25 protein-coding genes and 1 pseudogene are annotated in these 19,303 nt (G+C 45.5%); 21 read left to right on the plus strand and 5 right to left on the minus strand.

The annotated features are described in order from the left end of the window. Positions 1-13 precede the first annotated feature (13 nt). Positions 14-748: a TetR/AcrR family transcriptional regulator gene (locus FKV70_RS12475; RefSeq protein WP_142613013.1), complete on the minus strand. Its 735-nt coding sequence runs from the start codon at positions 746-748 to the stop codon at positions 14-16. A gap of 381 nt (positions 749-1,129) precedes the next feature. Between FKV70_RS12475 and FKV70_RS12480 the strand changes: the two genes are divergently transcribed. Continuing rightward, the gene (locus FKV70_RS12480; protein WP_063208734.1) at positions 1,130-1,492 is read left to right on the plus strand and encodes a replication termination protein; all 363 of its coding nucleotides are present in this window, start codon (positions 1,130-1,132) and stop codon (positions 1,490-1,492) included. Between the two features lie 19 nt (positions 1,493-1,511). Next, positions 1,512-2,516 (plus strand): Gfo/Idh/MocA family protein, encoded by a 1,005-nt coding sequence (locus FKV70_RS12485; protein WP_142613014.1) that lies wholly within the window; start codon positions 1,512-1,514, stop codon positions 2,514-2,516. A gap of 114 nt (positions 2,517-2,630) precedes the next feature. On the opposite strand, the gene FKV70_RS12490 is transcribed toward FKV70_RS12485, so the two are convergent. Next, entirely contained in the window at positions 2,631-3,200 is a 570-nt protein-coding gene (locus FKV70_RS12490; protein ID WP_142613015.1) for a TraR/DksA C4-type zinc finger protein, read from the minus strand. 143 nt (positions 3,201-3,343) lie between these two features. Between FKV70_RS12490 and FKV70_RS12495 the strand changes: the two genes are divergently transcribed. The 7 genes from FKV70_RS12495 to FKV70_RS12525 all read left to right on the plus strand — a co-directional run bounded on the left by FKV70_RS12495 (position 3,344) and on the right by FKV70_RS12525 (position 7,416). Continuing rightward, positions 3,344-3,721, plus strand: a complete 378-nt coding sequence (locus FKV70_RS12495) for a DivIVA domain-containing protein (protein ID WP_064797970.1) — start codon at positions 3,344-3,346, stop codon at positions 3,719-3,721. A 97-nt stretch (positions 3,722-3,818) separates the two neighbouring features. Beyond that, complete coding sequence (locus FKV70_RS12500) at positions 3,819-4,253, plus strand: Rrf2 family transcriptional regulator (RefSeq protein WP_058710495.1); 435 nt, start codon at positions 3,819-3,821, stop codon at positions 4,251-4,253. A gap of 24 nt (positions 4,254-4,277) precedes the next feature. Then, on the plus strand, positions 4,278-4,778 hold the full coding sequence (locus FKV70_RS12505; protein WP_142613016.1) for a metallophosphoesterase family protein: 501 nt from the start codon (positions 4,278-4,280) through the stop codon (positions 4,776-4,778). 36 nt (positions 4,779-4,814) lie between these two features. Beyond that, positions 4,815-5,141 carry a (2Fe-2S) ferredoxin domain-containing protein gene (locus tag FKV70_RS12510; protein WP_063208724.1) on the plus strand — a complete coding sequence of 109 codons (327 nt, stop codon included), beginning with the start codon at positions 4,815-4,817 and terminating at the stop codon, positions 5,139-5,141. 129 nt (positions 5,142-5,270) lie between these two features. After that, positions 5,271-5,549, plus strand: a complete 279-nt coding sequence (locus FKV70_RS12515; RefSeq protein ID WP_063208722.1) for a hypothetical protein — start codon at positions 5,271-5,273, stop codon at positions 5,547-5,549. Positions 5,550-5,655: 106 nt separating this feature from the next. Beyond that, the gene (locus FKV70_RS12520) at positions 5,656-6,258 is read left to right on the plus strand and encodes a nitroreductase family protein (protein ID WP_040101518.1); all 603 of its coding nucleotides are present in this window, start codon (positions 5,656-5,658) and stop codon (positions 6,256-6,258) included. Between the two features lie 234 nt (positions 6,259-6,492). Continuing rightward, the gene (locus tag FKV70_RS12525; RefSeq protein WP_142613017.1) at positions 6,493-7,416 is read left to right on the plus strand and encodes an NAD(P)/FAD-dependent oxidoreductase; all 924 of its coding nucleotides are present in this window, start codon (positions 6,493-6,495) and stop codon (positions 7,414-7,416) included. Between the two features lie 10 nt (positions 7,417-7,426). Here FKV70_RS12525 and FKV70_RS12530 read toward each other — a convergent pair whose 3' ends face one another. Then, the gene (locus tag FKV70_RS12530; RefSeq protein ID WP_142613018.1) at positions 7,427-7,756 is read right to left on the minus strand and encodes a hypothetical protein; all 330 of its coding nucleotides are present in this window, start codon (positions 7,754-7,756) and stop codon (positions 7,427-7,429) included. Positions 7,757-7,899: 143 nt separating this feature from the next. Next, a complete protein-coding gene (locus tag FKV70_RS12535) occupies positions 7,900-8,220 on the minus strand; it encodes a winged helix-turn-helix transcriptional regulator (RefSeq protein WP_014599691.1) in 321 nt (106 codons plus the stop codon). Between the two features lie 291 nt (positions 8,221-8,511). Here FKV70_RS12535 and zwf point away from each other — a divergent pair, with 291 nt between their 5' ends. From zwf to FKV70_RS12570, 8 genes are all read left to right on the plus strand, one after another. Then, positions 8,512-10,014, plus strand: a complete 1,503-nt coding sequence (gene zwf, locus FKV70_RS12540; protein ID WP_142613019.1) for a glucose-6-phosphate dehydrogenase — start codon at positions 8,512-8,514, stop codon at positions 10,012-10,014. A gap of 55 nt (positions 10,015-10,069) precedes the next feature. Further along, complete coding sequence (gene gnd, locus FKV70_RS12545) at positions 10,070-10,963, plus strand: phosphogluconate dehydrogenase (NAD(+)-dependent, decarboxylating) (protein ID WP_142613020.1); 894 nt, start codon at positions 10,070-10,072, stop codon at positions 10,961-10,963. Between the two features lie 160 nt (positions 10,964-11,123). Then, positions 11,124-11,798 (plus strand): SOS response-associated peptidase, encoded by a 675-nt coding sequence (locus FKV70_RS12550; protein WP_142613021.1) that lies wholly within the window; start codon positions 11,124-11,126, stop codon positions 11,796-11,798. Positions 11,799-12,176: 378 nt separating this feature from the next. Then, a complete protein-coding gene (locus FKV70_RS12555) occupies positions 12,177-13,385 on the plus strand; it encodes an MFS transporter (protein WP_142613022.1) in 1,209 nt (402 codons plus the stop codon). Between the two features lie 55 nt (positions 13,386-13,440). Next, positions 13,441-13,887 (plus strand): OsmC family protein, encoded by a 447-nt coding sequence (locus tag FKV70_RS12560; protein WP_142613023.1) that lies wholly within the window; start codon positions 13,441-13,443, stop codon positions 13,885-13,887. A gap of 72 nt (positions 13,888-13,959) precedes the next feature. Further along, on the plus strand, positions 13,960-15,045 hold the full coding sequence (locus FKV70_RS12565; RefSeq protein ID WP_142613024.1) for a lactonase family protein: 1,086 nt from the start codon (positions 13,960-13,962) through the stop codon (positions 15,043-15,045). A 323-nt stretch (positions 15,046-15,368) separates the two neighbouring features. Next, complete coding sequence (locus FKV70_RS26135; protein WP_167669725.1) at positions 15,369-15,524, plus strand: hypothetical protein; 156 nt, start codon at positions 15,369-15,371, stop codon at positions 15,522-15,524. A 174-nt stretch (positions 15,525-15,698) separates the two neighbouring features. Next, a complete protein-coding gene (locus FKV70_RS12570) occupies positions 15,699-16,208 on the plus strand; it encodes a hypothetical protein (RefSeq protein ID WP_063208703.1) in 510 nt (169 codons plus the stop codon). A 143-nt stretch (positions 16,209-16,351) separates the two neighbouring features. Here FKV70_RS12570 and FKV70_RS12575 read toward each other — a convergent pair whose 3' ends face one another. Then, a complete protein-coding gene (locus FKV70_RS12575; RefSeq protein WP_142613025.1) occupies positions 16,352-16,978 on the minus strand; it encodes an FMN-dependent NADH-azoreductase in 627 nt (208 codons plus the stop codon). A 239-nt stretch (positions 16,979-17,217) separates the two neighbouring features. Between FKV70_RS12575 and murI the strand changes: the two genes are divergently transcribed. The 4 genes and pseudogenes from murI (at position 17,218) to FKV70_RS12590 (ending at position 19,262) form a co-directional block, all read left to right on the plus strand. Beyond that, positions 17,218-18,072, plus strand: coding sequence for a glutamate racemase (gene murI, locus FKV70_RS12580; protein WP_142613026.1), 855 nt, complete (start codon positions 17,218-17,220; stop codon positions 18,070-18,072). Between the two features lie 91 nt (positions 18,073-18,163). Further along, positions 18,164-18,670, plus strand: coding sequence for a hypothetical protein (locus FKV70_RS12585; RefSeq protein ID WP_244310718.1), 507 nt, complete (start codon positions 18,164-18,166; stop codon positions 18,668-18,670). Then, complete coding sequence (locus FKV70_RS26565) at positions 18,646-18,936, plus strand: hypothetical protein (RefSeq protein WP_244310719.1); 291 nt, start codon at positions 18,646-18,648, stop codon at positions 18,934-18,936. Before FKV70_RS12585 ends, FKV70_RS26565 begins: the two co-directional genes overlap by 25 nt. 15 nt (positions 18,937-18,951) lie before the next feature. After that, positions 18,952-19,262: pseudogene (locus FKV70_RS12590) on the plus strand (VOC family protein). Positions 19,263-19,303: the final 41 nt, after the last annotated feature.

The raw sequence follows: 19,303 nt of genomic DNA on the forward strand, positions 1-19,303 counted from the left end.
CTCCTTATCCATTCTATAATTTTAAAAACTGGACGATATCCCTAGCCTCCTCGTGCAGCTTTCCGCGGCGAAGCGAAAGCGAGGCGCAGCCGACCAAGGCAGCCAGCAGCATCTCCGCACGTTGTAGCTGATGCGGTGAATTCGCCGCGTTTTCGCCAGAAGCGGCAACCCCGTCGACCGCACGCTCTGTTTCCAGCAGCACGGCCAGCGGCGCGAGCACTTCCCGGCGATAAGCGGCCGAGAGCGGGGCCGAGCGCCCTTCAGGTAGCGCGGCAAAGCCCTCGCCGGCCAGCTTGTGCAGCAGGTACAGGGCGTGGTCCTCTGCCCAAAGCTGCAACAGCCGGACGCCGGCGGCGGCAACAGGGCCGAGCTCTGCGGCAGCGGTTGTTTCGCGGCTTTCGCTTTGGAAATCGGCGGCAGCCATGTTCATGGTGTCCGCCGCCGCAGCTAAGCCGAAATGCCCGCCTGCCAGCGCCTCTCCCGAAACTGAAACGCGAGGGGCCTCCAACGGGGTCTCCGGCCATCCCCCGGCACGCTCTAACGCGTCCCATAGCAGATCATTGAGCAAATCGCCTTTATTGCTGTAATAATGGTAAACCGTGCCATAGCCGAGACCCGCCTGCACGGCCACATCGCGGATTTCAAGTAGAGGACCTTTATTCAAAAATACATCGGCAGCGGCTTTTCGGATTTGCGCCAGACGCCGCAGCCGAATCTCTTCATTTTGTTCTTTCGTGCGTGGAGACATCTTGTCCGTTCACCTCTTTTTTTTGACCTACTCTTATGTCAATATAAAACATCGGGTTGCGAATAACAAGGGATTAGCTAAAAAGATTTCCGGCTAGCCTAGAAGGCCGGGGAATACTTTTTTAAGTATGTATTATTATGTTGTTTCAACATATGAAAAATTCATAAAAGAAAACCCAGAAATCACTCCTCAGCGCTCTACATACTACCCTAGAACGCTTCATTTCACGGCTCTCATCACCTTAAAAGAGGTCACAAGGGACGAAGATTCTCGTAAGCTCTCCTATTTATGAAAGGAAATAGTCTATGGACCCGGAGTGGTTTATAATGGAAGGTAAGCTGCTTAAATAAGGTTTAAATAAGGTATAGAGGAGGCTGTGAAATGGCGTTTATGATATCCCAGCGGGCTTTTATCAAAATTTATCTAATCACAATGGTAGAGAGGCATCGCGGATATGGATATCAGATGCTCGAATCGATGAAAGATGAGTTCAGTAGTTTCGGCTATGTTCCACCTCAAAGTGAGGTATACCGGGCACTGCATGAACTGGTTCAGGAAGGCGTTTTTTACCGTACCAAGAAATTAAAAGGAACAGACCCGCGTGTAGATTTTCAGGAGATTGTGCTCTATCATTTCACAGACGATGGGGAAGAGAAAGCACGGCTGTACAAAAAGCAGGTTAAAGCCGATCTGGACCGTTGCTTAGGTATGCTGCATAAAGCGGAACAAGACAACTATTCCTAACGACGAAAGGATGAGAATGATGGGTAGAAAGCTGAAATGGGGCATTTTAGGCACGGCGGAGATCGCTAGAATTGCTGTAATTCCGGCGATTCAGCAGTCCGAACGTGGAGAAGTGCTAGGCATTGCCAGTCGTGATGCGGATAAAGCCGCCGAGGCTGCCCGAGAGTTCGATATTCCGAGAAGTTATGGAAGCTATGACGAGCTGTTGGCAGATCCCGATATCGGAGCGGTGTATATCCCGTTACCGAACCATTTGCATGAAGAGTGGACCATTAAGGCCGCGGAGGCCGGGAAGCATGTTTTGTGTGAAAAACCGTCTTCTCTTAGCTCGGCCGGGACAAGCCGTATGATTGAAGCGTGTCGCCGGGCAGGAGTGACGTTTGCGGAAGCTTTTATGTATCGCTATCATCCCAAACATCGAAGAATTAAGGAAATCATCAATAGTGGGGAAATTGGTGACATTCGCGGCATTCACTGTACGTTTACATTTAACAATACCGATCAGGCAGATAATGTACGCTTTAATAAAAGCATGGGCGGCGGCTCGTTATATGATGTGGGCGTGTATCCAATCTCAGCCGCTCGTATGTATTTGGATCGGGAACCGGAGGCAGTGACAGTACATGCTTTATTTTCCCCCGAGCATGACAACGTTGATATGATGGCTTCCGGCCTGCTGGAATTTCCGGGTGGAGTCAACCTTACCTTCGATTGTGGTATGTGGGCAGCCAACCGTTCCAATATGGAAATTCTCGGTAGCAAGGGTACGATTGCGATGCCCAAAATGTTCGGTTGGGAAAGAACGTCTGTCGTACCGCAGATTTTCGTTCATGTCGGCTCGGTTACGCGTGAGGAACGTTTGAAAGGTTTTAATTCTTTTGAATTGCAAGCAGATGCTTTTGCCGAAGCGGTGCTTGACGGTATTCCGTTGCCATATGAGCCAGAAGATGCGGTGAGCAATATGAAGGTAATCGACGCTTGTATTGAGTCAGCTCGCAGTCGAAAGCGGATAGAAATTGGGTAAGCGAGATCATCGTATTTTCGGAAGACATAGAAAAGCAGCCTGTCTATGGACAAGCTGCTTTTTTAGATGAACCAATACATAGATATCTTCAATGAACTTTTGCACATGCTAGCATCACATATTTTCATCATAATCTGTGACATCACGCTTGGCGGCTGTCGCAGGCGAGTTTGATGTGCCGTATTTTTCCACCGCGTCCCATGCGCCCGCATCGTCAAATCGCCCTGCATTCCGTTGGCGAACCTCACCTGCACCTTTGGGTGGCGAAGTCATAACCTGTTCCTCGATTGGGCGGTCATTTGATAATTCTCGATTTGGAGTGTGCTTGACGGTATAGGCGGTATATGGAATGGCCTGCAACCGTTCAAAAGGAATTTCTTCGCCGCTCTCCACACATATTCCATACGTTCCGTCCTGCATCCGTTGCAAGGCTGCATTGACCTGCTCCAGCTCGTTCTCCAGCGACTCATTAATCGCCAGATCACGGGATCGTTCAAAGGTTTCCGTCCCTATATCAGCGGGGTGGTTATCGTAGGACGAGAGCTCACCTGTGGAATCTGTCAGTGCTTCTCCCAATTGCGTATTTTCCTGATCGTTTTGCTTAAAATGCTTTTCTAAATCCTTTTTCTGCTCCAGCAACATATGTTTCAGCTCTGCAAGCTGCGAATCGTTCAAATGTTTCATGATCATCTCTCCCCTTCATGGTCTGTATGAGTGGCGCGTATGCTTTTTTATACCCGTTCATAGGGCAGCGCAATCAGCAGAGACTTTTATTCCCAGCCTAGAATGTGATATAAAAAGAATAGTGTGTTAAGGAGGGAAAACCGATGGATGAACATATGAAGCGTCGTCTGGATAAGCAAAAGCAGTTGTTTAAACAACTGGGCATTCAGCTGGACGCGCTCTCCATTCATGAGAAACAGTTTAAAAATAAAATGCGTGGCTATGATCCAGACGAGGTAGATGCCTTTCTGGATGAAGTGATCAAGGATTACGAACGCTTTTATGCGAATATAGCCGACCTGATGGACAAGTGGCAGGAGCAGCAGGCAACCATACGTGATTTGAAAAATGCACCCAAGCCTGCCGCCGACTTTAATGCACTTGACCGTCGTCAACTGGAAGATATCATCAAGCAGCTAGAATATAGTGTGCGCCAATTAAAAGTGCGAGTACGCCCTGAAAATGACTTTTTTCCCGAGTAAGGAGTAGTAAGCACTGTGTCGCTGACCCTAATGTGGTATGATGTAAACATGCATTTTACCAAATATTTAATGAGGCACACATATAAAGGTGGTTAACATGAGTACCCATTTTTCCGTTAGTATCCATTGTCTGCTTCTTCTGGCTGAAGGAGCACCCGAGCGAATGACTTCGTCACTTATTGCTTCCAGCATTAATACCAATCCGGTAGTTGTGAGAAGAATTATGAGCCGGCTCAAGCAAGCGGGTCTGGTGGATTCGTCGCCAGGAGCGCGCGGCTTTCGTCTAAGCATGTCAAGTTCCAACATCAATCTGAAAATGATCTATGAAGCAACCAAGGATGAAGGTCCGCTGTTCGCCATTCATACCGACAGCAACTGTAATTGCGAGGTTGGCAGGAACATAGACGCTTTGTTGGATGGTTTATACACCGTGGCAGAGCAGAAAATACAGGCGTTTTTCGAGACCGTTACGTTGCGTGATCTGGAGCAGGCTCTCAAGCAGCGGGTTGGGCAACAAAGTTCATCCGTGTAATGACGTCGCTAAGGAGAAATTGATATGAAAATCATCGTACTTTCAGACACTCATATGCCGCATAGAAGCAAAACGCTGCCTAGTCGGCTTGTACAGGAGCTAAAGGGCAGTGACCTTATTCTCCACGCCGGAGATTGGACGGATTGGTTCGTCTATGAATGTCTAGCTGAATTTGCGCCTGTGCAAGGCATAGTTGGAAACAATGATGGAACCGACATCGTGGAGCGTCTAGGTTATCAACGAATCGTTGAAGCCCAAGGCAAGCGAATCGGCATGGTTCATGGTCATGGCTGGCGCGGCTCGACAGAAAATATCGCGTTAAACACGTTTAAGGGAGAAACACTGGATTGCCTGATTTATGGACATTCCCATATTCCTGTGGTCAAAAAGATAGATCATCTGCTTGTCCTTAACCCCGGGTCTCCGACGGACAAACGCGGTGAAGACGAATATTCATTTATCGTGCTGACGATTGAAGGCGGGCGGATGGAAGCACAGCTTGTTCTTTATCCAGATAAACGTTAATTTAAAAACCAACAACTGTTGATTAAAGGGGAAGCTATGGCTATTTTTGATTTAGAACCGATGAAGCATCATGTACTGATCTGCAATGGAGGCACATGTATGCGACATGAGGGTGAAGAAGTTACCCAAGCAATTCGGGATGAAATTCGTAAACAACAAGCAGAAGCCTATATTCACACAACCAGAACTCGTTGTAATGGGCGCTGCCATGATGCGGCCGTTGTAATCGTATATCCGCAAGGGGACTGGTATGGTCAAATGACTCCGGCCTCAGGTACAGAGTTGGTGCAGAAGCTCGTAGCGGGAGAGAAGCTGGAGCCTCATCTTTTTCATGAGTGTACACGTAAATCCAGCTCGCAATAATCCAGTCAACTATTAATAAAGAACATGAGTAGAGAAAATCTTTCGGAGATTTTCTCTTTTTTGCGTTTAATCCCCGATTTGAAAGGTAAAAGTATACTGTGAACACAATCCGATAGGGAGGGAAGAAAGATGACCCCATTTGAAGATAATCTACACGGTAAGAATGAGCAAAAAGACCAGACGGGGAGAGAAACGACGGAGTCTAAACATCAGAATCAGCCGATTAATCGTGATCATGCGGAGCAGTATCCAACAGATCAGGAAAGCTTATTCGACAGGTTTGAAATTGAGCAGACAGTAGATGCCATTCCCGTAGAGGATTTAAAGATGGAAAGACAGGAGGAGAGAGACAAGGATGTAACCAAGCACACCTCTTCCAGTGAGAAAAAATATAATGGCAACGTATAATTTTCAACTAACTGGTAATATTTAAAAAGAAATCTCTTGACTTTAAGATATGTGCGATGTATATTAAGTTACGAAAAGTAATTAATTTTTCTCAGGAGGTAACAAAATGACTAAAGACTTCTTCACAGCGCTAAAAGACAGACGCTCCTATTATGGCATTAGCAAAGAACAAGTAATTTCTGACCAACGAATTCAAGAGATTGTAGAGGAAGCTGTGAAGTATACACCTACTTCTTTCAACTCCCAAACTTCACGCGCTGTAGTGTTACTCGGAGAGCATCATGACAAACTGTGGAATATTACAGAAGATATTCTGCGGGAAGTGGTAGGCAATGAAGAACAATTCAAATCTACTGCTGAGAAAATGAATGGTTTCCGCAGCGGTTACGGAACAGTGTTGTTTTTTGAAGACAACAACGTGATCGCTGGTCTGCAACAACAATTTGAAGCATATGCGGACAATTTCCCAATCTGGGCCAATCAATCTAACGGCATGCTGCAATTGGTGGTATGGACGGCTCTGGAGCAAGAAGGACTCGGTGCGTCCCTTCAGCATTACAACCCACTGATCGATGAAAAAGTGAAAAACGAATGGAACATTCCTGAGCATTGGAAACTGATTGCTGAAATGCCATTTGGTAAACCGACCTTCCAACCAGGCGACAAGGAATTCCAACCTATTGAAGAACGCGTAAAAACATTTAAATAATGATTACCATAGTATAATGAGTCAGATTCCATCTGAGAACAGCACTGCGGATAATCCACAGTGCTGTTTGCCATTCCATTTTTTAAGGAATGTGACCTTTTTGACCATGGGGAACAAGGTTAATTCATCTGTAAATGGGTGATATTATGTTTGAAATTGGATGAGAAGTTTACATAAGTGTGATTGCTTTTTTGTAGATGTTTATTTGCGCGCATTTGAAGGAGGAATTATGGCATGAACTACGATTGCATTATTGTCGGTGGGGGGATCGCCGGACTGCAAGCAGCGATTCAATTGGGCAGATACAGCAGTCATCGGGTACTTGTGATAGATTCGGGCTATGGTCGATCAACGCTGTGCCAGCAGTATCATAATATTTTGGGCTTTCCAGACGGGATTTCTGGTGACGAGCTACGACGACTCGGACGTAGTGAAGCCACGAAGCTAGGCGCAGAATTTATTGATGGCAAGGCGGTAAAAGCGATCAAGCGAGATGAGCTTTTTAACATTGAAGTGGAGACAGGTTTAGTATATACGTCAAAAACGCTATTATTAGCCACAGGGCTAACGGACCGTTTTCCAAAACTGGAAGGGTTACAAGCCTGCTTGGGCAACAGTGTGTATGTATGCCCGGACTGTGACGGATACGAGGTCCAGGATCGCAGGACGGTCGTGATGGGGGCGGGCAAAGAGGGAGCTTCCATGGCTTTAATTTTGTCAGCACGTACCGATCAACTGGTTTATGTCAATCATGAGCGTTCAGAAGTACCGAACGAGCTGATCGTCAAGCTGCGGGAAAAAGGGATCGAATATAAGGAGTCAGCCATTATTGAGATTATCACCGGACAACCGGGCTGTTTTGAGGGAGTGCAGTTGGCTGATGGACAAGTCGTTCGAGCAGAACGGGGCTTCTTAGCTTTTGGAAGCAACCATGTTCATTCAGAGCTGGCGGAGCAACTAGGTGTCCGTCTGCTGCACAACAAGCATATTGAGACTCATCCCCGCAGCAAAATGACCAACGTGGAGAATGTGTGGGTTGCCGGAGACTTAGGGGCTCATGCCGAGCAAGCGACTGTAGCGATGGGAGAAGGAGCGATGTCAGCAATCTGGATACACAAGGTATTATCCGGGATGAAAACAAAAGTACCGCAACTCTGAGAGCTGCGGTTTAGAACGATGGGCGTGTACTTGGTTGAAGATGAGGCTCGAAGCGTCTTAATTGATCGCTCATGCCATACTTGCGTAAAATTTCCGTCTGTTTGGTACCGATGAGATCAAAATGAGGATAGGGCTGACGCTGATGTATATATTGAGGGTCCAATCCGTTATGGTTGCACCATAAGCGCAGCTTATCCAAGTTAGAACAGCCCACCTTGGTGACCGTTGTAATGCCTGGAAAACGGTCATCCAGCCAGTAATGCGTCAGAAAAGCAATCTCGCCACGGCTGACTTCTCTTTTCCAGCTCAGCAGTTCCTGCCGGGTAATGCCAAATGCCATCGGTCTCATCCTTTCCTGGCTCATTCCTGAAATCATGTGCTATTGCTGCGATTGTCCCATTATTTACGTTTTACTGCTTGTATTATGATCCACATGGAGTAACACAATAACAGGAGAGCGAGTGGCGATCTCCTGTTATTGGTTTAGAGCCATCTTTCGGCCCAGCTCTCCACACCATTCAATGCATCACCTAGCTCTTTACCTTTACGTGTCAGCGAATATTCGGTACGTACAGGCCGCTCTGTGATGACATTGCGAAGGATTAGGCCCGAAAGCTCTAGTTCCTTGATGCGCTCGTTCAGCATGCGTTTGCTAAGGTCAGGTATGGAAACTTGAATTTCACTAAATCGTTTGGGATGTTCCATCAAAGTATGAATGATGAGAGCGGTCCATTTTTTGCTGATGATCTGAAAGGACTGTTCTACCTTACCGCACAAAAGCTTGGGCTGCCTGTCGTCGCTCATCTGAATCCCCTCAATTTCATTGTTGTTTTAAACAGTATACTAAAAGTAACTCTGTATACCAATAGTAACTATAATGCTTTGTATCAACTGTGACAATTTTAACAGTTTTTTCTCTTTCATATCATCAATCATACCACAGAAAACGTTATCATTACAGGATATATCGAATGTTCACGATTTCGCTAAAATTTGATTGACTTGCCCCTTATTTTGGGTGTATTATGGGTTACGTTAATTCCTCAGGTAACTTTTAATAACCTCATCTTTTATAATGGGAAGAAGGAATATTTCATGGATTCAATGACATTTGTCTTATTTGGAGCGACAGGGGATTTGGCCAAACGCAAAATTTACCCTGCCTTGTATAATTTGTTTGTAGAAGGTAAAATTCCGGCTTCCTTTTCTGTAATTGGGATGGGGCGTCGTGAAGTGGCTAACGAGCAATTTCAAAATAATGTAGAGCAATCCATTAAGGATTTTTCCAGACATGTGAACGATGACCGTGCACAGATGGATCAGTTCTTAAGTGCTTTCCGTTACTGTGCATTGAACGTTAACCACCCGGAAGATTATAAAAAGCTGCTACAGCTTGCTGAGCAACGTGAAAATGACTTGGGAATTCCGGGGAACCGCATGTTTTACTTATCGGTGGCACCGGAATTTTTTGATGTGATTGCCCACAACATTCGCGAAAGCGGTTTGGCAGAAACAAAGGGTTGGAAACGACTCATTATTGAAAAACCATTTGGGCATGATTTGGAATCGGCTCGTGAGCTGAATGATCGCCTGAGCAGAACCTTTGCTGAGGATGAGATTTATCGTATTGACCATTACTTAGGTAAGCCGATGGTTCAAAACCTCGAAGCCTTGAAATTTGCTAATCCATTGCTTCAAGGGGTATGGAACAATCAATACATTGCTAATATACAAATTACCGCTTCTGAGACTGTAGGCGTAGAGGAGCGAGCAGGGTACTACGATCACTCCGGCGCTATTCGTGATATGGTACAAAATCACATGCTGCAGGTGCTGATGATGACGGCTATGAACAAGCCGGGACATATCACGGCAGATCAAGTGCGGGACGAAAAAAGTAAGGTAATGGACGCGCTTCGTGCCCTTGATCCTTCCGATATTGCTTCCAACGTAGTTAGAGGACAATATACCGCAGGTGAGATCAACGGAAAAGCAGTTCCTTCCTATAAAGAGGAGCCGGACATCGGACCTGATTCGCAAAATGATACGTTCATTTCAGCCCGCCTTTGGATTGACAATGAACAATGGTCGGGTGTGCCGTTCTATATTCGTACTGGTAAACGAATGAAAGAAAAATCCACTCGTATCGTCGTGGAATTTAAAAAGGATATTACAGACCCTTATGCTGCTCAAGGGCAACCGACAGACCCGAACTTGCTGATCATCCATGTTAACCCGGATGAAAAGGTAACGCTTCGTCTCAACAGTAGAGATCCGCTAAACAACGGCCAGTTAGAGACGGTTCTGATGAATTATCATTCCGAGGCTAAGGATGTTCCAGAAGCCTATGAACGTCTCATCTTTGATGCGCTGCGCGGCGATTCCACCTTTTTTGCTCATTGGAACGAAGTGGAGCTTTCATGGGTGTGGGTTGAACCCGTACTCGAAGCCTTTGCCCGTGGCGAAGTTCCGCTTCACACGTATGCGGCAGGCTCTTACGGCCCAGCAGCTTCTGATAAATTGTTGGAAGAGCAAGGCTTTACATGGTGGTTGGACGAAAAGTCCGAAAGTGCTGAAAAAGCAGTCGTTCGTTCTTAATCCAACCCAAAAGTAGGTACAAAAATATATTTTGCTACGGCAGGAGGCCTTTATAATGCAAGTAGGATTAATTGGTTTGGGAAAAATGGGTTTGAATCTTGGTAAAAACTTGATCGATCATAAGCACGAAGTTGTAGCTTACGACGTCAATGCAGCTGCAATCCAAGAAATGAAGGACTATGGAGCTACAGGTGCTTCTACTTTGGAAGAGCTTGTGCAAGCAACTCAATCCCCGAGAGTACTGTGGATCATGGTTCCTCACCAAATCGTGGATTCTGTGCTGGATCAGCTTCAACCCATGTTGTCCAAAGGGGACATCATTATTGAAGGCGGAAATTCTCATTACAAAGAATCCATTGCTCGCCATGCTCGTCTGAAAGAATACGGTATCAGCTTCATGGATGCAGGAACTTCCGGCGGGATGGAAGGTGCACGCAATGGTGCTTGTTACATGATCGGTGGCGATCCAGAAGCCTGGGCAGTTGTTGAGCCGATTTTCCGCGATACAGCGGTGGAAAATGGTTATTTGTATGCAGGTAAATCCGGTAGCGGACATTTTCTGAAAATGGTTCACAATGGTGTGGAATACGGTATGATGGCTTCCATTGGTGAAGGCTTTGAAGTACTTGAGAAAAGTAACTTTGACTTTGATTATGAACAAGTAGCGCGCGTGTGGAACAATGGTTCTGTTATCCGCTCTTGGCTAATGGGCTTGACTGAACGCGCATTTTCCAAAGATGCAAACCTGGACGAAATCCGCGGGGTTATGCACTCTTCCGGTGAAGGTAAATGGACGGTTGAGGAAGCGCTGGACCTTCAAGCAGCAACTCCGGTCATTGCCTTGTCCTTGCTGATGCGCTACCGTTCGCTGGATGTCGATACATTCAACGGAAAAGTAGTTGCAGCGCTGCGTAATGAATTTGGCGGCCATGCTGTAGAAAAGAAGTAATAATAACGTTATAAGTTAGCATCTATCCCCGTAGCTTTATGACTGCGGGGATATTGCTATATATTTTGAGCATCAGGTTTTTTGTAAAATCCTCACTTATGCATATTTTTCCTTGTATATCCGCACAATAGGTAAAAAAAGGCGGAAGGATGACTTGCATATGTGCAAAAGATTTTCGTTATCGGCTGATTTAGATGAGGTAAGGGACCATTTTGGTATACAACGGGTGATGTATTATTATAAAACACGTTATAATATGAGTCCCACTCAGCATGTTCCAATTGTGCTGCATCAGGATGGAGAACGAGTGCTTGATGAATTTCGCTGGGGGTTTATTCCCTATTGGGGCAAGGATTGTGTCAATGCAGACCTGAATACCGTTCGGGTAAATCCTAGCTATCGCAAGATGGCGGAAACCCGTCGCTGCATTATTCCTTGCAATGGATTTTATTATTGGCGGAAATTAGGCAAACGCATGTGTGCCGTCCGAGTGGTACTGCCGGAGCAGAAGATGTTTGCGGTCGCGGGGCTGTATGAAATATGGCAGGATAGTCGAAAGGAACCGTTACGCACCTGTACGATGATGACGGTTCAGGCCAATACGGATATACGTGAATTTGACAGTCGTATGCCAGCTATTTTGGAAGCAGATCAAATAGATTCATGGCTAGATCCGTCGATTCAGAACATTGATGAGCTGCTGCCTTTATTGCGCACGTATGAGCAGGGTGATATGAGCATCTATCCGGTGACCCCGCTGGTGGCTAATGATGGACTTGATAGCCGTGAATGCATTCAGGAAATGGATTTGCAGTGGTCCTGGATTAAACCTTAAACGTATGAAGATTTATATGCATTATTGATCATAAGCTTCCCGCCGCCTGCATAGGTATGTATTGGGGAACAAGCGTCATAATCCGGGGAGAGGGGAAACGGCCGAAGGAGTATCTCATATGGGATGGAGGCGATTGGAATGAGTAACGATACACTCATCCAGCTGCTGGTGCTCATGGTGACAATCATCGGTCTGGTCCAAAACCGGTAACTGACAGTTCCAGAAGGCGGGAGAATTGCCGTAGGCAATCTTCCGTTTTTTTTGCGTAAAAAAGCTCGCAGATTCGGGAAGTTTACGGTACAATAAATGCTGGACTACAGGTGACAAGACACCTGAATATACGTCTACATACGATGCATTGCTAAGGGAGAGCGAATCATGAGCGAATTAACTTCATTACCCCCAGCTAAAAAAAGGAAATTGTTGTTCAGCGCAGGGCTTAGTTGGCTGTTTGACGCTATGGATGTCGGGCTGCTTTCATTTATAGTGGCAGCGTTGGCTAAGGAGTGGCATCTTGGATCAGAGCAGATTGGTCTGCTGACTGCGATGAATTCAATAGGAATGGTATTTGGAGCCGCCTTGGCGGGGATTTTGGCAGATCGTTACGGCAGACGCGCTATATTAGTGTGGACCCTGTTGATCTTTTCCATTGCCAGTGGCTTGTCTGCTTTGGCTACAGGTCTCGGTATGCTGCTGGTGTTGCGCTTTATTGCCGGTGCAGGCTTAGGTGGAGAATTACCTGTTGCTTCGACACTGGTGTCAGAGTCAGTGCCTGTCAAAGAACGGGGAAGAGCAGTGGTGCTGCTGGAAAGCTTCTGGGCGGCAGGCTGGATTCTCTCGGCTCTTATTGCTTATTTTGTTATTCCAAAATACGGTTGGCAGCTGGCTTTTGTTCTCGGCGCAGTGCCTGCCCTGTACGCTCTTTATTTGCGCAGAGCTATTGAGGATTCACCTCGGTACAAGCAGCAGAGCGTCAAACTTCCGTTACGTGCACGATTGGCTGCGATTTGGTCAGGACCTCATCGCAAATCTACACTAATGCTGTGGATTTTATGGTTTACAGTGGTATTTTCATACTACGGCATGTTCCTGTGGCTGCCGAGCATAATGTTTATGAAAGGATTTGAGCTGGTTAAAAGCTTTGAGTATGTCCTGATCATGACACTTGCACAATTGCCTGGTTATTTTACCGCTGCCTATCTGATTGAAAAGCTGGGCCGCAAATTTGTACTGATTATCTACTTGCTGCTCACGGCAGTGTCCGCAATTTGGTTTGGTACCTCGGAAACGGCAGGGATGCTGCTGGCTGCCGGTATCTGCTTGTCCTTTTTTAATCTCGGTGCATGGGGAGCCATGTATGCTTATACTCCGGAACTGTACCCGACTGCTACCCGTTCTACCGGTGTGGGTATGGCAGCTGCATTCGGCCGAATCGGGGGCGTGATTGGACCTTTTGTGGTCGGAATACTCGTAGGACAAGGCGTAACGTTATCATCCATCTTTGCGATTTTCTTCATAGCCATCCTGATCGGAGCAGCTGCTGTATGGCTGCTGGGTACTGAGACGAAAAATCAGGAGATTGCCTAACCTTTACATTCACCTATGTTAAGATTCATAATACAAGAGAGAGGAGTGACCTGAAATGGAACATACCTTTCTGCTCAAGGCAGACTGGAACGGGGGACGCAACAGCGACGGGCGTATTGAGACCGGACAGTTGCGGACTGCGATTTCAATTCCGGCTGAGATGGGAGGCCCTGGTGTGGGCACCAATCCGGATGAAATGTTGCTCGGCGCAGCTGCTACTTGCTATCTGATTACCTTGGCGGCGATGATGGAGCGTGCCGGTCTCCCGGTGGTTTCACTGACACTGGAATCCGAAGGGATTGTCGATGTAACGAACAACATTTTTACATATCGCCGAATTGTGCATCGTCCGCGAGTTCTATTGTCCGTTGAAGCAACAGACGGGCAAATCGAACAAGCATTGCGCCTTGCAGAGCAAGCCGAGTCCTCATGCATGATCTCGCGTGCGGTAGCAGGAAATGTAGCATTGTCTACAGAACCTGTGGTGGAGCGCACTGCTTAAAGCACCAATATTTGTACCAGGTGCAATCATTCCAATTGCCCATCATTTTTTTAATCTAAGGAGGACACAACCATGACAGCACAACAAAAATTGCTCGTATTCGCAGGCTCTTACGCCGAATTGGAAGGTAGCGGAGTTTATTCGTACACTTTTAATGAAGAAACAGGAGCCCTGACTTTACAGGACGAGTTCTCCGGCTTGAAAAATCCTACATTCCTGAATGTGGACGTTAAAAATCGGAAGCTGTATTCCATTGGAGAGACGACTTCCGCCGCAGGAGCGAAGGTAGGCGAAGCTTCCGCTTTTGAAATCGACCCGGTTAAAGGCACATTTACATTGCTGAATCGTGCGGAAAACGTAGGGTCCACAACTTGCCACATTCAGCGTGATCCATCCGATCGTTACCTGATTGTAGTCAGCTACCACGGAGGTATGGTCGGACTGGTGTCTCTGACTGAGGACGGACGTATTGGTGAGTTGCTGGATGTTAAACAACACGAGGGCAAAGGAGCGCATCCTGAACGTCAGGATCGTCCGCATCCACATTCCAGTTTCTTTAGCCCGGACGGCCGCTTCCTGTTCGTACAAGATCTCGGTCTGGATCTGATCCGTGTTTATACTATTGATGATAGCAAAGGACAACTGGTGCTGCACGGTGAAACGAAAACCCATGCTGGTGCAGGCCCACGTCACTTGACGTTCCACCCGAATGGTAAGTTTGCTTTTGTTATTAACGAAGTAGACTCTACCATTACTTCTTTTGCATATGATGCAGAAGCTGGCAAGCTCACTGAGCTGGAGAGCGTACCGACATTGCCGGCTGACTTTACTGGCGAAAACACAACTGCAGAAATTTCAATTTCCCAGGATGGCGCTTATCTGTACGGTTCTAATCGTGGACATGATAGTATCGTGGTGTATGCTGTAGACGCAGCGACTGGCAAGCTGAGTCTGGTAGAGCATGTATCTGCTGAAGGCGAGCATCCGCGTCATTTTGCTTTGACACCTAATGGTGACTATATGCTCGTGGCTAACCGCGACACCAACAATATTGTTACTTTCAAAGTGGACAAGGCAAGCGGTCGCTTGACTTACACCGGACAACAAGTAACTGTGTCCAAGCCAGTATGCGTACAGCCTTTCTACTTTTCTGTGTAAAATAGGACAACATCTATATCATGCGGATTGATGAAGTAACATGAAAATTTATTATTAGTAGAAACGGCTTGCAGGATAACCTGCAGCCGTTTTTACTTTAACGCTCAGTCATTTCTAAATAGGTCATTGCCAACAATAATATTCAGAAGTTTTAAGATCACAAATAGGATACGAATAATTACGGTAAGAAAAGGGTACATATGTTATAAGCAGAATAGCTATCCCATATGTAAATTTAGGACAGGCACTGTGACTTCATATAGAAGTTGGAGATTTTATATGAGGATGACAAGGATAAACTCTAAAAAGAGGGAGGGATTCGCATGAAGATAATCATTACACAAAAGGAAGCCGTCGACAAAGGCATTTGGACAGAGATTATGGGGATGTTTGCTGTAACCAAAGAGGACGAGGTATGGCAAAATGAAGAGTTTATTCTCACCGAGGAACAGGCCCGGCAGGTAGGATTACTAAAATAACAAAGATAAAATAGGACATGTCATCAAGTTTTAAGACCAAGTCTTAAAAAATCGTAACTTATTTTTTATGTATCTGATACACTTTTTAACCGTTGAAAGTTTATGATAGGTACACAAGGGTAATGAAGCTTACAGACACCGTGTACATACCCAAACGGCAAGGAGAGATCAGACATGATGAAATTAGCTTCGAAATGGACCGTATTGACTTTGATGATGATGCTGATTACGACGGCAGGGGCAACAGCGCAAGGCTACACACCTGTAGCAGCAGCTGAAAATCAGGAGACCGTATATATAAATCAAATGGACATTCGCAATGGACAAATGTATCTGTCAGCAGATCCGATTGAATGGTACGAAGGCGCAGCAGCGAACAAGGCATTTTTGGAGCATGAAGGAAATACAGGATTGGATGGAGCGCCGGACGGCTATTACATCGTAAACAATACTGTGCAAAATGACGTGTATCAGATTGCGCCAGATGCTTCGGTAGAGGTGCAGATTTATGATCACACGGGGAATATAGAAGACACAGATGTGCAATGGAACGAATCTATTCCGTTGGCGCAGTTTGAGAAGGATTTTGCAAAAAAGGATGTGCTGGACCTCAGCCAATTTCCATACCATATTACGCTTCGTGACGGCAAGGTTGTAAAAATCGTGCAGCAGTTCATTCCTTAAACAGAAATAAGCTCATATAGGCACGTGCTTCTCTTACTTGATCACAGATCAGGGAAGCACGTGTTTTTTATATTTTGTAACAAAAAAAGGAGGATATCCACTCCCTAAAGGGTGCGGACATCCTCTTTTCTTCATATATATGATTAGAACGATTTTGCTGCGTCTACTGCACGTTGTACGGCAGAAGCAACGATTTCTTGTGCTTGGTCTGGAGCTTGGTTATGTCCTTCCAGTACAACCTTCACGATGTCTTTTACGCCGAAGAAGGTTAAGATGTTGCTCATGAAGTTCAAAGACATTTCAGCAGCAGCAGCTGGTCCTTCGGAATAAACGCCGCCTCTTGCATTCAACAAGGCTACTTTAGTGTCAGTTACAAGACCTACCGGACCTTCTGGAGTGTATTTGAATGTTTTACCAGCTTGGTTCAAGTAGTCAATGTATGTGTGCAGTACAGCTGGAATAGTCATATTCCAGAGCGGGAAAGCAAATACAACTTTGTCTGCTGCCAGGAATTGATCCAGGTAACCATTGGCGATGTTTGCCAGGCGAGCTTCTTCTGCATTCAATTCCATACCTCTAGCAGATTTGAACGTGCCGTTGATCATGTTAGCGTTCAGATAAGGCAGCTCAACGGAGAACAGGTCCAGCTCAGTGATTTCATCAGATGGGTGGGAAGCCTTGTAGCTTTCCACGAATGCGTTATACAATTTAACTGTTGCAGATTCTTCAGCTGTACGATCATTAGCTTTGACAAATAATACTTTAGACATGATTTATTTCCCCCTAAGTAAGTTGAATAAGTAAGTTTAGTTAGTAAGTTACCACGTAATATTACAATATAAAGATAATATCTGTCAACACTTCTATATTAAATTTACTTTGGACAGCTACTTTATTTTTTACACTGTAAAATTTGCGTGTTTCTTTTGCAAAATATCATTTTTGCGGTAAAATTTAAATGTAAAGTCTAGTGAAGAGAATGGCTTGAATAGGCGAAGAAGGAAATAACATGGTGCCGGGAAGATTCAACACCATAGTTGAACGAAAAAAGGTGAGTAGCTTGAAGATAGGTTTTTTTGATTCGGGATTGGGTGGAATTACAGTATTGTCTGAGGCGCTAAGACGTTTGCCAAATGAAAATTTTGTTTACATGGCGGATACGCTTCATGTTCCTTATGGGACGAAAACACCCCAAGAGGTGCTTGGTTATGTCAAGGCTTCGGTACAAATGATCCTCAAAGAGGATATAAAAGCATTGGTAATTGCCTGCAATACGGCTACAAGTATCGCGGCAGCGGAGCTAAGGAAGGAATATAAATTTCCGATTATCGGCATGGAGCCAGCTGTGAAGCCAGCGGTCGAAATGAATCGAACCAATGGTAAAAGAGTGCTGGTGCTGGCGACACCATTGACTTTAAAACAATCCGGTTATGCAGCGCTGGTATCGAGAGTTGATGATCACGGGAGTGTGGACTCACTGCCTTTGCCAGAGTTAGTACAATATTGCGAACAGTTGAATTTTGACCGTACAGAATTGTGCAACTATTTTAGCCATAAGCTGTCTTCGTTTAACCTAGACATTTATGGTACGGTCGTGTTGGGATGTACACATTATCCATTCTATAAGGAAATTTTGAGAGAACTGCTGCCTTCTCATATTCAGTTGATTGACGGGAGCCAGGGAACGGTTAGACGCTTGAAACAGGTGCTGTCTGAGCGTAATTTGCTGGCATCTCCGATAAAAACAGGCCAAACGCAGGAGGGACACGTCACGTTTCGATGTACCAGTCAGGATAAGGCCTATGTCCATAAGATGGAGCGGGCGCTTGAAATCTATGCGGAGCATGAAAAAATATATTTTTAAGAAAAGAACGGCTGGCGAACAGGTAGGCTAGACCAACAATCCGAAGCGCCAGCCTCATTATTTATAGCTTAGATGTAAAGGGAGGTTTTACATGGACATTCAATTTATCTTGAATGAGCTTTATGAAGCAGGCGTGCTTGAAAGCGATATGAAAAATCTCAAACCCCTGACAGGCGGAACTTCGAGTGAAGTGGTTGTTGTCATGGACGGTACCAGGCCGCGATATGTGATCAAGCAAAATGATCCTGCGATTGTAAAAGCCGAGGCGGAGTTTCTGTATACCTATGCACAGATTGAGAAATTATCTCGTTTGGTCTATGTTGACCCCCTTCATCGTTATGTGGTCTACACGTTCAAACCAGGGTTCGCAGGGCAATATTGTGAAGGAAACAAAGGGGAGTTGCTGCTCTGTCTGGTGACCGAGGTTATTGCACAGTACAAATCTCTTGGAGAAGAACGTAACTATGGTTATCCGGATCATCGGTTCGTCCATACCCTTGTGGCCGGAACGCCGCAACGCCGCAACGCAATCTTAAATATTTGCTTCATGGCGATTTCGGAGTACATAATTTTGTGTTTGCCGAAAATGGTACATTAACAGGTATTATTGATCCTGACCCAGTAGTGGGAGAACCTCTGTATGATTTGATATGCGCCTTTTGTTCATCACCCGATGAGCTGATCGTCGAAACCATTTTGCCTGCGGTTGAAAAACTTGGACCCGAGATGACAGGGGTATATGTGCTGAACAGGGAAGTGCTACAGGGATTATACTTTCGTATCGCTACCTGCATTCGCCATCACCCAGAAGATTTAGATCAATATACAAAAGCATGGAATTACTGGCTGAACAGGGTTCGATGAAAGGGAATAGGAAGCATGAGCATACAAGGATGGAATCACATTTTCTTTTCGGTATCTAATTTAGAAAAGTCTATACAGTTCTATCAGAATGTACTAGACGGAAAACTGCTGGTTAAAGGACGTAAGCTGGCTTATCTGGATTGCCTGGGAATGTGGTTGGCTCTTAATGTCGCCATTTTACCCGGTCGAGAGCGGAATGAACAGGATAAAAGATCGGTCTATTTTACAGATCCAGACGGACATACGTTCGAATTCACACAGGACAATTACAGGACCGCTTGGAATATTATAAAAACGATAAAAAACATATGATTTTTTACGAATGAGTAAGCGTTATCACAAAAAGTATGGGCAAGTTTTGGATTTA

It is taken from the genome of Paenibacillus ottowii (assembly GCF_006874425.1).
In the GTDB taxonomy this organism is placed as follows: domain Bacteria; phylum Bacillota; class Bacilli; order Paenibacillales; family Paenibacillaceae; genus Paenibacillus; species Paenibacillus ottowii.